Below are 13,005 nucleotides of genomic sequence, written 5' to 3' on the forward strand. Positions count from 1 at the left end.
CTTTTCAACGCATTCTCTTCAAGAACGGTCAGGCGGAACAGCAATGGCGTGGAACGAGCCCGGCGGCGGTGAGCCCAAGGATCCCTGGGGCAACAACCGTGGCAATCAGCATCAGGGGCCGCCTGATCTCGACGAACTGCTGCGCAAGCTGGGCGCCACGCTCGGTGGCCTGCTGGGTGGCGGCGGCAAGGGCGGCGGCACCGCTCAGGGCGATGGCGGCAGCAGCATGGGTGGCCTGCTGCTGGGGCTGCTGGTTCTGTTGCTGTTCCTGCTGGGTTACAACGCGCTCTACACCATCAATCAGCAGGAGCGCGGCATCGTGCTGCGGTTCGGCCGTTACGAAAGCAGCGTCATGCCCGGCCTGCACTGGAAGATTCCGCTGATCGATGCGCTCTACAAGGTCAACGTGACCCGGGTGCGCGACCGCAACCACCGCAGCCTGATGCTGACCGAAGATGAGAACATCGTCGACGTCAGCGTCACCGTGCAGTATGTGGTGAGTGATCCCAAGGATTTTCTGCTGCGGGTGCGTGATCCCGAGTCGGCGCTCGAAAACGCCACCGAGAGTGCGCTGCGCCATGTCGTCGGCACCTCCAAGATGGACCGGGTGATCTCCGAAGGGCGCGAGCAGATCGGCATCGATGTGCACAGCAAGATGCAGGAGTACCTCAACCTCTATCAGAGCGGCATCCAGATCAGCAAGGTCAACATCGAGGAGGCCAAACCACCGAAGGAGGTGCAGGCCGCCTTCGATGACGTGATCAAGGCGCGCGAGGATGAAGCACGTTTCCGCAACGAGGCCGAGGCCTATGCCAACGGCATCGTGCCCGAGGCGCGCGGCTATGCGCAGCGGCAGATTCAGGAGGCCGAGGGTTACAAGGAGGGGGTGATCGCCCGTGCCCAGGGTGATGCGCTGCGCTTCCAGAGCATGGTGGCCGAGTATCAGAAAGCCCCCGAGCTGACCCGTCAGCGGCTCTACATCGATGCCATCGAGTCGGTGCTGGGCAACAGCAGCAAGGTGCTGATCGACCAGAGTGGCGGCAACAACATGATCTACCTGCCACTCGACCGGCTGGCTGGCGCGGCGACAACCTCCACCCTGCCGCCGGTTTCGACGACACCCGCCTTCACCGCCGACAGCGGCGTTGACGTCGGCCGGCTCACCGACCGTGTCATCGAAGAGCTGCGCAACCGGCAGAACAGCAGCCGTTCAAGGGAGAGTCGCTAGATGGGCAATCGATCTATGTTGGCCCTGCTGCTGGGCGCACTGCTCACCTTGGCGGGTTACCAGGCCCTCTACACCGTCAGCGAGACCGAGCGCGCGGTGCTGCTCGAATTCGGCCGCGTGGTGCAGGCCGACATCCAGCCCGGGCTGCACCTGAAGAAGCCCTTCATCAATGAGGTGAAGAAGTTCGACGCCCGCACCACCGCCATCGATGCCCAGCCCCAGCGCTTCTTCACGCTGGAGAAAAAGGCGCTGATCATCGACTCCTATGTGATGTATCGCATCGCCGATGTGCAGACCTACTACACCGCCACCTCGGGCGACGAGTCCCAGGCCGCCCGCCTGCTGGCGCAGCGGGTCAACAACGGCCTGCGTGACCAGGTCGGCGAGCGCGCCATGCATGATGTGGTCAGCAGCGAACGAGAACAGCTGATGAAGGATCTGATCGTCAAGCTCGGCAACATCATCCGTGGCGAGCTGGGCATCGAACTGGTCGACATCCGCATCAAGCGCATCGACCTGCCCGAGGATGTCAGCAGCTCGGTCTACGACCGGATGAAGAGTGAGCGCGAGCGGCTGGCGCGTGAGTACCGCTCGCGTGGCAAGGAGCAGGCCGAGATGCTGCGGGCCCAGGCCGACCGCGAGAAAGCGGTCATCTCGGCCAATGCCTACCGTGATGCCGAGAAGTTGCGCGGCGAGGGTGACGCCGTCGCCTCTGCCACCTATGCCGCCGTCTACAAGGTCGATCCGGAGTTCTACGGCTTCTACCGCAGCATCAATGCCTACAGCAAGAGCTTCAGCGACCGCAAGGATCTGCTGGTGCTCTCGCCGACCAGCGATTTCTTCAAATACTTCAAGGAGCGCGAAGGCGCTCCGCGGGCGCGCTGAACGCCGTTGCCTGACGTTTTGTCGCGCTACGGTTGGGCAGCGGGGTGACCGGCGTCGGATGGCATGAACTGCTGGTCGCTCTCTGTCTGCTGCTGGTGCTGGAGGGGATACTCCCCTTTGTCGCGCCCGAACAGTGGCGCGGACTGCTCCAGCAGATCGCCCGGCTCGACCGGCGCGCCATCCGCCTGCTGGGCCTCGGCAGCATGCTGACCGGAGCCGGGCTGCTCCATCTGATCAACCACTGACACCGGTCGCGGGTGTGGCAGGCGCCACGGTCGCGGCCCGAGAGCCAACGCCATGACCATTGCCGATCGCTGGCTGCTGCCGGATGGCATCGAAGAGATTCTGCCGCCCGATGCCCAGGTGCACGAGCAGCTGCGCCGGCAACTGCTCGACCTCTACCGAAGTTGGGGCTACGAGCTGGTGATGCCGCCCTTCATCGAATACCTCGAATCGCTGCTGATCGGCGCCGGCCATGACCTCGACCTGAAAACCTTCAAGGTCACCGACCAGCTGACCGGGCGGATGATGGGCATCCGTGCCGACATCACCCCGCAGGTGGCGCGCATCGACGCCCATGCGCTGCGGCGCAATGGTCCGGTGCGGCTCTGCTATGCCGGCAGCGTGCTGCACACCCGCACCGACCAGCCCTTCGACAGCCGTGGTCCGATCCAGGTCGGCGCCGAGCTCTATGGCCATGCCGGCATCGACAGCGATCTGGAGGTGATCGCGCTGATGCTCGAAGGGCTGATGAAGATCGGCCTGACCGACCTCAGTCTCGACCTCGGCCATGTGGCGATCTACCGCACTTTGGCCGAATCCAGCCAGCTCGCGCCCGCCATCCAGCAGGAGCTGTTCGAGCTGATGCAGGCCAAGGCCTGCACCGAGATCGATCAACTGCTCGACCGGCAGCCGGTGCCGGCGCCACTGCTGCGTGAGCTGCCGCATCTGCATGGCGAACCCGGGCTGGTGCTGCCACGCAGCCGCCAGCTGCTGGCTGCCACGCCTGCACCGGTGCAGCAGGCACTGGACGACCTGGAGCAGGTGGTGCGTCGCATCGGTCGGCTCTATCCCTCGGTGGCGCTCTACTGCGACCTCAGTGAACTGCGCGGTTACCACTACCACACCGGCCTGGTCTTTGCCGCCTACACCAGTGACCACGGCCGCGAAGTGGCCAAGGGCGGCCGCTATGACCACATTGGCGAAGCCTTTGGCCGCGCCAGACCGGCCACCGGTTTCAGCACCGACCTCAAGTCGCTCTTTGAGCTGCGCCGACCCGCCGACCCGGTGCCTGGGGCGATCTTTGTACCGCAGCCGAGCGATGAGCCGGCCCACCGCGCCGTCATCGACCAGTTGCGCGCCGCCGGCGAACGGGTGATTTCGGCCCTGCCGGGCGACTCCGGCAGCGTTGGTGACCTCGGCTGTGACCGGCAACTGCTGTTCAGCGCCGGGGGCCAGTGGCGACTGGTCGAGCTGTGATACCAACCCAATCAAACCAACAACGGCGCGCCAGCGCAGCGGAGAGAGCAAGCATGGGCAAGAACGTCATCATTCTGGGAACCCAGTGGGGTGATGAGGGCAAGGGCAAGATCGTCGATCTGCTCACCGACCAGGCCGCCGCGGTGGTGCGGTTCCAGGGTGGCCACAATGCCGGCCACACGCTGGTGATCGATGGCGCGCAGACCGTGCTGCACCTGATTCCGTCGGGCATCCTGCGTGAGGGCGTCACCTGTGTGATCGGCAACGGCGTCGTGGTTTCGCCAGTGGCGCTGTTCGAGGAGATCGCCATGCTCGAAGCGCGCAAGGTGCCGGTGCGCGAGCGGCTGCGCATCAGCGCCGCCTGCCCGCTGATCCTGCCGTCGCATGTGGCGCTCGACCAGGCACGGGAGCAGGCGCGCGGCGCCGCCAAGATCGGCACCACCGGTCGCGGCATCGGCCCGGCCTACGAAGACAAGGCGGCGCGCCGCGGCCTGCGCCTGGGTGACCTGTTCGAGCCCGAACGCTTTGCCAGCAAGCTGCGCGACGTGCTCGACTACCACAACTTCATTCTCGAACGGTATCACCAGCAGGCGCCGATCGACTTTCAGCAGACGCTGGAGCACAACCTGGCGCTGGCCGAGCAGTTGCGGCCGATGGTGACCGATGTCACCGGTCTGTTGCATCGGCTGCGCCGTGATGGTGCCAACCTGCTGTTCGAGGGCGCGCAGGGCGCGCTGCTCGACATCGACCACGGCACCTATCCCTTCGTCACCTCCTCCAACACCACCGCCGGCGGCGCCGCCACCGGCAGCGGCATGGGCCCGTTGCAGTTCGACCATGTGCTCGGCATCACCAAGGCCTACACCACCCGGGTCGGCTCCGGCCCCTTTCCTACCGAACTGTTCGACGCCACCGGCGCCCACCTCGCCAAGCGCGGCCACGAGTTCGGTTCCACCACCGGTCGCGCCCGCCGCTGCGGCTGGTTCGACGCGGTGATCCTGCGCCGCTCGGTCGAACTCAACAGCCTCTCGGGCCTGTGCATCACCAAGCTCGATGTGCTGGATGGGCTCGATCTGATCCGCGTCTGCATCGGCTACCAGGATGCCAGTGGCCAGCCGCTGCCGATTCCGCTCGACAGCGAGGGCTATGATCAGGTGGTGCCGATCTACGAAGAGCTGCCGGGCTGGAGCGAATCGACCCTCGGCCTCACCCGCCTGCAAGAGTTGCCGGCCAATGCCCGCGCCTACCTCGACCGCATCGAGGCACTGGTTGGCGCGCCGATCGACATCATCTCTACCGGCCCCGACCGCAACGAGACCATCGTGCTGCGCCATGCCTTTGGTGGCTGAGCGCAGCCAGAGACAGGGTGGGCAAAGGCCGTCAGGCCGCGGCCACGCGCTGGTTCTTCCCCGCTCCTTGGTAGTGATTTTTGCACCGAGCGACCAGCGCGGATGAGCTCCAATGAAAAACCCGCCGCCGGCACGCCGGCGACGGGTTTTTTGACTGCCGCTCCAGACCGGTTTGCGGTCTGGAGCGCGCGACTCAGCTGGCCGCAGCGGCCGGCGGCATCTGCACCGATTTGATCTCGAGGTACTCTTCGAGACCGAACTCGCCCAGTTCGCGGCCGTTGCCCGACTGCTTGTAGCCGCCGAACGGCGCCATCAGGTTCATGCCGCCACCATTGATGGAGACCTGGCCGGTGCGCAGTTGCTTGGCAACGCGCAGCGCGCGGTTGGGGTCGGAAGACCAGACCGAGCCGGAGAGGCCATAGACGGTGTCGTTGGCGATGCGGATGGCATCGGCCTCATCCTTGTAGGTGAGGATGCTGAGCACCGGTCCGAAGATCTCTTCTTGGGCGATGGTCATGCTGTTCTTCACATCGGCGAAGATGGTCGGCTTGACGAAGGCGCCGCCTTCGAAACCCGCTGGCTCTTCGAGGCCGCCGGTGACTAGGGTGGCACCCTCTTCGATCCCCTTGCGGATGTATTTGCGGACCGTGTTGGCCTGCTGCAGCGAGGAGAGCGGCCCCATGTGGAAGCCCTCTTTGGAAGGGTCATCCTGGGTGATCGATTCGGCGGTGGCCTTGGCGATGGCGATGACTTCGTCCTTGCGGCTTTCGGGGACCAGCATGCGGGTCAGCGCGGCGCAGGTCTGGCCGCAGTTCATCATCACGCCGCGCACACCCGCGGCGACGGCGGTGTTGAGGTCGGCATCGTCGAGGATGATGTTGGCCGATTTGCCACCCAGCTCCTGCGCGACGCGCTTGACGGTGTTGGCGGCGGATTTGGCGACGCTGATGCCGGCTTCGGTCGAGCCGGTGATGGAGACCATGTCGACGTCGGGGTGTGCGGCCAGCCCTTCACCGACCACGCCACCAGGGCCGCTGACCAGGTTGAAGACGCCGGGCGGCAGACCGACTTCGTTGATCAGTTCGGCGAAGATGAAGGCGTTGAGCGGGGTTTCGCGGCTCGGCTTCAGCACCATGGTGCAGCCGGCGGCCAGCGCGGGGGCGGCCTTGGCGACGATCAGGTAGAGCGGGTAGTTCCACGGGGTGATGAAGCCGCAGACGCCGATCGGCTCACGCACGACCGTCGAGTTGTTGATCTGCTTTTCGAACTTGTAGCTGCGCAGCAGGGCGGGGAAGCTGTTGAGGGTGCCGATGGCCATGCCGACCTGGATCATCTCGGCCTGGCTGATCGGCATGCCCAGCTCCTGGGAGATCACCGAGCTGAGCTCCTTGGCGCGCTTGGACATGGCGCCGACCAGTTTCTCGAGGTACTGGGCGCGCTCTTCGGTGCTGGTGGCCGCCCAGGCCGGAAAGGCGGCCTTGGCGGCCTGCACGGCGCGGTCGACATCCTGCAGGTCACCCTGCGGCACGCTACCGATGACTTCGTTGTTGAAGGGGTTGGTGACTTGACTGCTCCCCTTGCCATGGGGTGCGACCCACTCACCGTTGATATAGAGCTTGTCGTAGTTTCTCATGATCGACCTTTGGTTATTTTCAGAAGTTGAGAGGGGGCTGCACCCTGGCGAACCCGGTGCGGGGCCGAAAACTCCGCCATTCAAACAGGCGTCCGGCAAGTTTGCCCAAGACGCCTCGGCAGCGCAAGCGTGTGGCCTTTTACTCTGTTACTGCGGGGGCTGCCGGATTGGACCGCGACCGAACAGGTTGCGCCATGTTCGAGGGAGCTGCTTTTGATCCGCCGTGCCACGGAACAGGAACTGCCGCAGGCAGCGCTGCTGGAGGTCGTTGACTTCGGTGAACTGCACGCCAATGCGGGCGTCGTGCTGATGGCGCACCCGCGCTTCGAGAATCAGCTGGATGCCCTGAGTGTCGAGCTCGACCAGCAGCGTGGCGCATTCGTTGACGGCCGGTTGCCACTGCGGCACCTGCAGCAGGGCGCCTTGCAGCGAGAGGTCGGCCAGTGCGGCCGGGTAGCAGCCGGCCGTGCTTTCGACCAGCACTGGAGCGTAGCAGCGGATGCGTGACACCCGACGCCGGTCGGTGTGGTGGAAGATCTCTCCGGCAAGGCGGGTCGGTGGCTGGTCCATTCCGAGGGTTCCGAAAGTGGCGGTGCGCATTGCAAAGCCTAGCAGGTGCAAGAGCGCTTTTGTGACCGGCTGGAGTACAATGACCGGCCTTTTTTCTTTTTGTCCGTGTTCGAGGTGCCGATGTTTGACCGCAACCTGACCCTTGCCGACTTCGACAGCGATCTGTGGGCCGCCATGCAGGGCGAGAGCCGGCGGCAAGAGGCGCATATCGAACTGATTGCATCGGAAAACTACACCAGCCCGCTGGTGCTGGCGGCGCAGGGCTCGGTGCTGACCAACAAGTATGCAGAGGGCTATCCCGGCAAGCGTTATTACGGTGGCTGCGAGTATGTCGACCAGGTCGAGCAGTTGGCGATCGACCGGGCCAAGGCACTGTTCGGTGCCGACTATGCCAATGTGCAGCCGCACTCCGGTTCGCAGGCCAACGCGGCGGTCTACATGGCGCTGCTCGATCCGGGCGACACGGTGCTCGGCATGGATCTGGCCGCCGGCGGCCACCTCACCCACGGTGCCAAGGTCAACTTCTCGGGCAAGATCTACCACTCGGTCAGCTACGGGCTCGACCCGGCCAGCGGCCGCATTGACTACGATCAGGTCGAGACGCTGGCACGAACCCATCGGCCGAAGATGATCATGACCGGCTTTTCGGCCTATTCGCGGCTGGTCGACTGGCAGCGCTTTCGTGCCATCGCCGACAGCGTGGGCGCCTTTCTGGTGGCCGACATGGCCCATGTCGCCGGTCTGGTGGCGGTCGGCGCCTACCCCAGCCCGGTCGGCATTGCCGATGTCACCACCTCGACCACCCACAAGACGCTGGCCGGCCCGCGCAGCGGGCTGATTCTGGCCAAGGCCAATCCGGAGATCGAGAAGAAGCTCAATTCGGCAGTCTTTCCCGGCACTCAGGGGGGACCGCTGATGCATGTGATCGCCGCCAAGGCGGTCTGCTTCAAGGAGGCGATGAGCCCGGAGTTCAAGCTCTACCAGCAGCAGACGCTGGCCAATGCCCGCGCGATGGCGGCGCAGTTCATCGCCCGCGGCTATCGCATCGTCTCCGGCGGCACCGACAACCACCTGTTCCTGCTCGATCTGACCGACAAGCGCATCACCGGCAAGGAGGCCGAAGAGGCACTCGGCCGGGCGCACATCACCGTCAACAAGAACGCGGTGCCGAACGATCCACGTTCGCCCTTCGTCACCAGCGGCATCCGCATCGGTACACCGGCGGTGACCCGGCGCGGCTTCGACAGCGGCGAGGTGGAGCAGTTGACCCACTGGATCTGCGACCTGCTCGATGACCTCGGCAACGATGCCACCTGCCAGCGCATCCGGCAGCAGGTCAGCGAGATCTGCGCGCGCCACCCGGTCTACGGCTGAAGCGTGCCGGTGCCGTCGCGATGCACTGCCCGTTCTGCGGAACCGAAGAGACCCGGGTGATCGACTCCCGGCTGGTCGCGGGCGGGGACCAGGTGCGGCGGCGGCGCGAATGCACTGCCTGTCAGGAGCGCTTCACCACCTTCGAGCTGGCCGAGCTGGTGATGCCCAAGGTGATCAAGCGCAATGGCCAGCGCGAGCCCTTCAATGAAGAGAAGCTGCGCAGCGGCATTCTGCGCGCGATCGAAAAGCGGCCGGTCAGTGTCGAGGATGTCGAGGCCGCGCTGAACCGCATCAAGCATCAATTGCGTGCCACCGGCGAGCGCGAGGTCGCTTCCGATCTGGTCGGCGAGGCGGTGATGGCGCAGTTGCAGCAGCTCGACGAGGTGGCCTATGTTCGCTTCGCCTCGGTCTATCGCCGCTTTCAGCATCTCGATGAATTCCGTCGGGAGATCGAGCGGCTGGAGCAGAAGGGTGGCGGTGAGGGCTGAGGCCGCCCCCACTTCATCAGCGTGCGTCCAGCGCAGGAGAGTGCCGCCTTGACCGAGAGCGAGCAGGATCGCCGTTTCATGGCCGAGGCGCTGCAACTGGCGCAGCGTGGTCTCTATGGCACCGACCCCAACCCCCGGGTGGGCTGTCTGCTGGTCAGGCAGGGTGCGGTGGTTGGCCAAGGCTGGCATCACCGCGCCGGCGAACCCCATGCCGAGGTCGAGGCGCTGCGGATGGCCGGAGCCGCCGCGCGCGGCGCCACCGCCTATGTGACGCTGGAGCCCTGCAACCACCATGGCCGCACGCCGCCCTGCAGCGAGGCGTTGATTGCCGCCGGCGTGGCGCGGGTGGTGGCGGCGATGGAAGACCCCAATCCGCGGGTGGCCGGCGGCGGTCTGGCCGCCCTGCGGCGCGCCGGCATCGCGGTGGAGTGCGGCCTGCTGGCGGAGGCGGCGGCTGCGCTCAACCCCGGTTTCATCCGGCGGATGGGTGGTGGGCGTCCGCTGCTGCGGCTCAAGCTGGCGATGAGTCTGGATGGACGCACGGCGCTGCACAACGGCGTCAGCCAGTGGATCACCGGGCCGGCGGCACGGGCCGACGTGCAGCGGCTGCGGGCGCGCAGTTCGGCAATCCTGACCGGCAGTGGCACGGTATTGGCCGACGATCCGGCACTGACGGTGCGTGACCTCGATGCGCTGGGCGAGTGGGCCGAGCGGCCGCTGCGCCAGCCGTTGCGGGTGGTGGTCGATTCGCAACTGCGCACGCCACCCGGCGCACGGCTGCTGCACGAGGCGGGCGAGACGCTGATCTTCACCCGGCAGCCACTGGATGAGGCACGGGCAGCGCAGTTGCGCGACCGCGCACATGTGCGCATCGAGGCGATCGCGGCAACCACCGGACAGGGGGTCGATCTCGATGCGGTGCTGCAACGGCTCGCGGCGTTGCAGTGCAATGAGCTGCTGGCCGAGTGCGGCCCCAGGCTGGCCGGCAACCTGGTGCAGCAGGGGTTGGTGGATGAGCTGTGGATCTACCTGGCGCCGCTGCTGCTGGGCAGCGCTGCCCGGCCGCTGTTGCAGTTGCCGGCCATCGAGCGGATGGCCGACCGTTGGCCACTTTTGATCGACGAAATCCGCCCGCTCGGCGATGATTGGCGCATTCGCGCCCGTTTCGACCATGCGGCACACGCCACCCAGGAGTGAGATGTTTACCGGTATCATCCAGGCCATCGGCACGGTGGCGGCACTGCGGCCCGTCGGCGGTGACTACCGCCTGACGGTCGAGGCCGGAGCGCTCGATCTGCGCACGGCCGCACTGGGCGACAGCATCGCCGTCAATGGTGTCTGCCTCACCGCGGTCGAACTGAGTGCCGACCGCTTCAGCGCCGATCTGTCGATCGAGACGCTCAACCGCACCACGCTGCAGGGGCTGCGGGCGGGATCGCCGGTCAACCTCGAAAAGGCGCTGACGCTGGCGACGCCGCTGGGCGGGCACCTGGTCAGCGGCCATGTCGATGGTGTCGGCGAGCTGCTGTCGCTGGCGCCGGCCGGCCGCTCGCGCCTGCTGCGCCTGCGCGCTCCGCGTGAGCTGGCCCGCTACATCGCCGCCAAGGGGTCGATCACCGTCGAGGGGGTCAGCCTCACCGTCAACCGGGTCGAGGGGGCGGAGTTCGAGCTCAACATCGTCCCGCACACGCTCACTGCCACCACTCTCGGCGGCTGGCAGCCCGGTCAGCCGGTCAATCTGGAGGTCGACCTGCTGGCCCGCTATCTCGAACGGCTGCTGCTGGGCGAGCAGGCCGCCGAGGGCAGCGCGGCACCGCTGACCAGCCGGCTGCTGGAGCAGGCCGGGCTGGTGACGCCCACCGTATCAGGCTGAATCAAGAGAAGATGGCATGGAATTGAACAGCATCGAAGAGTTGATCGAGGAGATTCGCCAGGGTCGCATGGTGATCCTGATGGATGACGAAGACCGCGAGAACGAAGGTGACCTGATCATGGCCGCCAGCAAGGTGCGGCCGGAGGATGTCAACTTCATGGTGCGCCATGCCTGCGGGCTGGTCTGCCTGACGCTGACCGAGGCGCGCGCCCAGCGGCTGCGGCTCGGACCAATGGTCAGCGACAACCGCACCGCGCACGCGACCAATTTCACCGCGTCGATCGAGGCGGCCGAAGGGGTGACCACCGGCATCTCTGCCGCCGACCGTGCCCGCACCATCCAAGTGGCGGTGGCAGCCGATGCCGTGGCGGAGGATCTGGTGCAGCCGGGCCACATTTTTCCGCTGGTGGCCCGCGAGGGTGGCGTGCTGAGCCGGGCCGGCCACACCGAGGCCGGCTGTGATCTGGCACGGCTGGCCGGGCTGGAGCCGGCGGCGGTGATCGTGGAGATCATGAACGAGGATGGCAGCATGGCGCGCCGGCCACAGCTGGAGCAGTTCGCGGCCACCCACAACCTCAAGATCGGCACCATCGCCAGCCTGATCCACTACCGCATCCTGCATGAGAAGACCATCATCCGTCTCGGCAGCCGCGAGGTGATGACCCGCCACGGTCCCTTCACGCTGGTCAGTTACCGCGACACCCTGCAGGGTGACATCCATCTGGCGCTGGTCTGTGGCGAGATCGACCCCGACCAGCCGGTGCTGGTGCGGGTGCAGCAGGCCGACCGGCTGCGCGACCTGTTGCAGATCGCCAGCTCGACCGCCAGTTGGTCGGTCCATGACGCGCTGGCGGCCATCGCCGCGGCCGGACAGGGGGTGCTGGTACTGATCGCCGGCAACGAGCCACCCGACGCCACATTGGCCAGCCTGGCGCGGCTCGAAGCGGTACCGCAGCGGCGCCGGGTCGAGCAGAACCCCAACGTTTTCTACACCGTCGGCACCGGCTCGCAGATCCTGCGCGATCTGGGCGTGCGCCAGATGCGCCTGATGAGCTCGCCGATCAAATACAATGCCATCTCCGGATTCGACCTGACCGTGGTCGAGTATCTGGCCGCCGATGGCCGCAGCATCCACCTGGAGTAACCGCAGAACATGAGCCAGTTTCAACAGATCAGTGGCGACTTCACCGCCCGTGATGCCCGCTTCGCGCTGGTCGCCAGCCGCTTCAATGCCTTCATCGTCGAGAGCCTGATCGCCGGCGCCGCCGATGTCCTGCTGCGCCATGGCATTCCGGCCGGGCAGATCACGCTGATCCGCGCGCCCGGCGCGTTCGAGCTGCCGCTGGTGGTCAGGCAGGCGGCCGAGAGTGGCCGCTTCGATGCGATCGTCGCGCTTGGCGCGGTGATTCGCGGTGGCACGCCCCACTTCGACTATGTCGCCGGCGAGTGCGTCAAGGGGCTGGGGCAGGTGAGCCTGTCGAGCAACCTGCCGGTGGCCTTCGGCGTGCTGACGGTCGATACGCTGGAGCAGGCGATCGAGCGGGCCGGCACCAAGGCCGGCAACAAGGGGGCCGAGGCAGCGCTCTGCGCCTTTGAGATGGTGAGCCTGCTGCGCCAGCTGCAACCGGCACGATGAGCGCGATGAGCGACACGCCGCCGCCCGCTGCGGCCAAACCGAAGTCGAAGGCGCGCCATCAGGCGCGCCGGCTGCTGCTGCAGGCGCTCTATCAGTGGCAGCTGGCCGGCGCCAGCGCGGCCGAGATCGACCGGCAGTTTCGTGAAGAGCAGCCGGTCAGGCAGGCCGATCTCGACTACTTCTCCGAACTGCTGCGGCGCATCATCGCGCTGCATGGCGAGCTCGATCAGGTGCTGGCGCCGCTGCTCGACCGGCCGCTCGAACAGCTCACCCCGGTCGAACGGGCGATTCTGCTGATTGGCAGCTACGAGTTGATGCACTGCATCGAGCTGCCCTATCCGGTGGTGATCAACGAGGCGATCGAACTGGCCAAATCCTTTGCCGCGCCGGACAGCCACAAATATGTCAACGGCGTGCTCGACCGGATCGCAGCGCAGTTTCGCCGACCGGAAGTCGAGGCCCGGCGGCGCTGACGGCTGGCGAAGGGCGC

The 13,005-nt window shown here is 66.3% G+C and carries 14 protein-coding genes; 12 read left to right on the forward strand and 2 right to left on the reverse strand.

The genetic code is table 11. The features are described 5' to 3' along the window. Positions 1–43: 43 nt before the first annotated feature. From hflK to H7A13_01940, 5 genes are read left to right on the forward strand one after another with little or no spacing between them, the layout of a single operon-like run. On the forward strand, positions 44–1,228 hold the full coding sequence (gene hflK / locus H7A13_01920) for an FtsH protease activity modulator HflK (protein MCP5332112.1): 1,185 nt from the start codon (positions 44–46) through the stop codon (positions 1,226–1,228). Further along, positions 1,229–2,113 (forward strand): protease modulator HflC, encoded by an 885-nt coding sequence (hflC, locus tag H7A13_01925; protein MCP5332113.1) that lies wholly within the window; start codon positions 1,229–1,231, stop codon positions 2,111–2,113. 44 nt (positions 2,114–2,157) lie between these two features. Beyond that, the gene (locus H7A13_01930) at positions 2,158–2,358 is read left to right on the forward strand and encodes a DUF2065 domain-containing protein (protein MCP5332114.1); all 201 of its coding nucleotides are present in this window, start codon (positions 2,158–2,160) and stop codon (positions 2,356–2,358) included. Positions 2,359–2,410: 52 nt separating this feature from the next. Next, complete coding sequence (locus H7A13_01935) at positions 2,411–3,592, forward strand: ATP phosphoribosyltransferase regulatory subunit (GenBank protein ID MCP5332115.1); 1,182 nt, start codon at positions 2,411–2,413, stop codon at positions 3,590–3,592. Between the two features lie 53 nt (positions 3,593–3,645). Then, positions 3,646–4,941, forward strand: coding sequence for an adenylosuccinate synthase (locus H7A13_01940; protein ID MCP5332116.1), 1,296 nt, complete (start codon positions 3,646–3,648; stop codon positions 4,939–4,941). 193 nt (positions 4,942–5,134) lie between these two features. Here the strand turns inward: H7A13_01940 and H7A13_01945 are convergent, their stop codons facing one another. Then, a complete protein-coding gene (locus H7A13_01945) occupies positions 5,135–6,574 on the reverse strand; it encodes an aldehyde dehydrogenase family protein (GenBank protein ID MCP5332117.1) in 1,440 nt (479 codons plus the stop codon). 147 nt (positions 6,575–6,721) lie between these two features. Further along, positions 6,722–7,144: a PilZ domain-containing protein gene (locus tag H7A13_01950; GenBank protein MCP5332118.1), complete on the reverse strand. Its 423-nt coding sequence runs from the start codon at positions 7,142–7,144 to the stop codon at positions 6,722–6,724. A gap of 120 nt (positions 7,145–7,264) precedes the next feature. Here H7A13_01950 and H7A13_01955 point away from each other — a divergent pair, with 120 nt between their 5' ends. The 7 genes from H7A13_01955 to nusB are packed head-to-tail and all read left to right on the forward strand — an operon-like array spanning position 7,265 to position 12,988. Next, positions 7,265–8,518: a serine hydroxymethyltransferase gene (locus tag H7A13_01955; protein ID MCP5332119.1), complete on the forward strand. Its 1,254-nt coding sequence runs from the start codon at positions 7,265–7,267 to the stop codon at positions 8,516–8,518. Between the two features lie 20 nt (positions 8,519–8,538). Then, the gene (gene nrdR / locus H7A13_01960) at positions 8,539–9,006 is read left to right on the forward strand and encodes a transcriptional regulator NrdR (protein ID MCP5332120.1); all 468 of its coding nucleotides are present in this window, start codon (positions 8,539–8,541) and stop codon (positions 9,004–9,006) included. Positions 9,007–9,054: 48 nt separating this feature from the next. Next, on the forward strand, positions 9,055–10,203 hold the full coding sequence (ribD, locus tag H7A13_01965) for a bifunctional diaminohydroxyphosphoribosylaminopyrimidine deaminase/5-amino-6-(5-phosphoribosylamino)uracil reductase RibD (protein ID MCP5332121.1): 1,149 nt from the start codon (positions 9,055–9,057) through the stop codon (positions 10,201–10,203). Between the two features lies 1 nt (position 10,204). Continuing rightward, positions 10,205–10,879 carry a riboflavin synthase gene (locus H7A13_01970; protein MCP5332122.1) on the forward strand — a complete coding sequence of 225 codons (675 nt, stop codon included), beginning with the start codon at positions 10,205–10,207 and terminating at the stop codon, positions 10,877–10,879. Positions 10,880–10,895: 16 nt separating this feature from the next. After that, the gene (gene ribB / locus H7A13_01975) at positions 10,896–12,023 is read left to right on the forward strand and encodes a 3,4-dihydroxy-2-butanone-4-phosphate synthase (protein MCP5332123.1); all 1,128 of its coding nucleotides are present in this window, start codon (positions 10,896–10,898) and stop codon (positions 12,021–12,023) included. A 9-nt stretch (positions 12,024–12,032) separates the two neighbouring features. Further along, on the forward strand, positions 12,033–12,515 hold the full coding sequence (gene ribE / locus H7A13_01980; protein ID MCP5332124.1) for a 6,7-dimethyl-8-ribityllumazine synthase: 483 nt from the start codon (positions 12,033–12,035) through the stop codon (positions 12,513–12,515). A gap of 5 nt (positions 12,516–12,520) precedes the next feature. Beyond that, entirely contained in the window at positions 12,521–12,988 is a 468-nt protein-coding gene (nusB, locus tag H7A13_01985; GenBank protein MCP5332125.1) for a transcription antitermination factor NusB, read from the forward strand. The last annotated feature ends 17 nt before the right edge of the window (positions 12,989–13,005 follow it).

The organism is Pseudomonadales bacterium (assembly GCA_024234215.1).
In the GTDB taxonomy this organism is placed as follows: Bacteria; Pseudomonadota; Gammaproteobacteria; order Pseudomonadales; family UBA5862; genus JACKOQ01.

Bases quoted from the DNA above. Each gene is read 5' to 3' on its own strand.
- hflK (MCP5332112.1), top strand. From the start codon at position 44: ATGGCGTGGAACGAGCCCGGCGGCGGTGAGCCCAAGGATCCCTGGGGC.
- hflC (MCP5332113.1), top strand. From the start codon at position 1,229: ATGGGCAATCGATCTATGTTGGCCCTGCTGCTGGGCGCACTGCTCACC.
- H7A13_01935 (MCP5332115.1), top strand. From the start codon at position 2,411: ATGACCATTGCCGATCGCTGGCTGCTGCCGGATGGCATCGAAGAGATT.
- H7A13_01940 (MCP5332116.1), top strand. From the start codon at position 3,646: ATGGGCAAGAACGTCATCATTCTGGGAACCCAGTGGGGTGATGAGGGC.
- H7A13_01945 (MCP5332117.1), bottom strand. From the start codon at position 6,574: ATGAGAAACTACGACAAGCTCTATATCAACGGTGAGTGGGTCGCACCC.
- H7A13_01950 (MCP5332118.1), bottom strand. From the start codon at position 7,144: ATGGACCAGCCACCGACCCGCCTTGCCGGAGAGATCTTCCACCACACC.
- H7A13_01955 (MCP5332119.1), top strand. From the start codon at position 7,265: ATGTTTGACCGCAACCTGACCCTTGCCGACTTCGACAGCGATCTGTGG.
- nrdR (MCP5332120.1), top strand. From the start codon at position 8,539: ATGCACTGCCCGTTCTGCGGAACCGAAGAGACCCGGGTGATCGACTCC.
- H7A13_01970 (MCP5332122.1), top strand. From the start codon at position 10,205: ATGTTTACCGGTATCATCCAGGCCATCGGCACGGTGGCGGCACTGCGG.
- ribB (MCP5332123.1), top strand. From the start codon at position 10,896: ATGGAATTGAACAGCATCGAAGAGTTGATCGAGGAGATTCGCCAGGGT.
- ribE (MCP5332124.1), top strand. From the start codon at position 12,033: ATGAGCCAGTTTCAACAGATCAGTGGCGACTTCACCGCCCGTGATGCC.
- nusB (MCP5332125.1), top strand. From the start codon at position 12,521: ATGAGCGACACGCCGCCGCCCGCTGCGGCCAAACCGAAGTCGAAGGCG.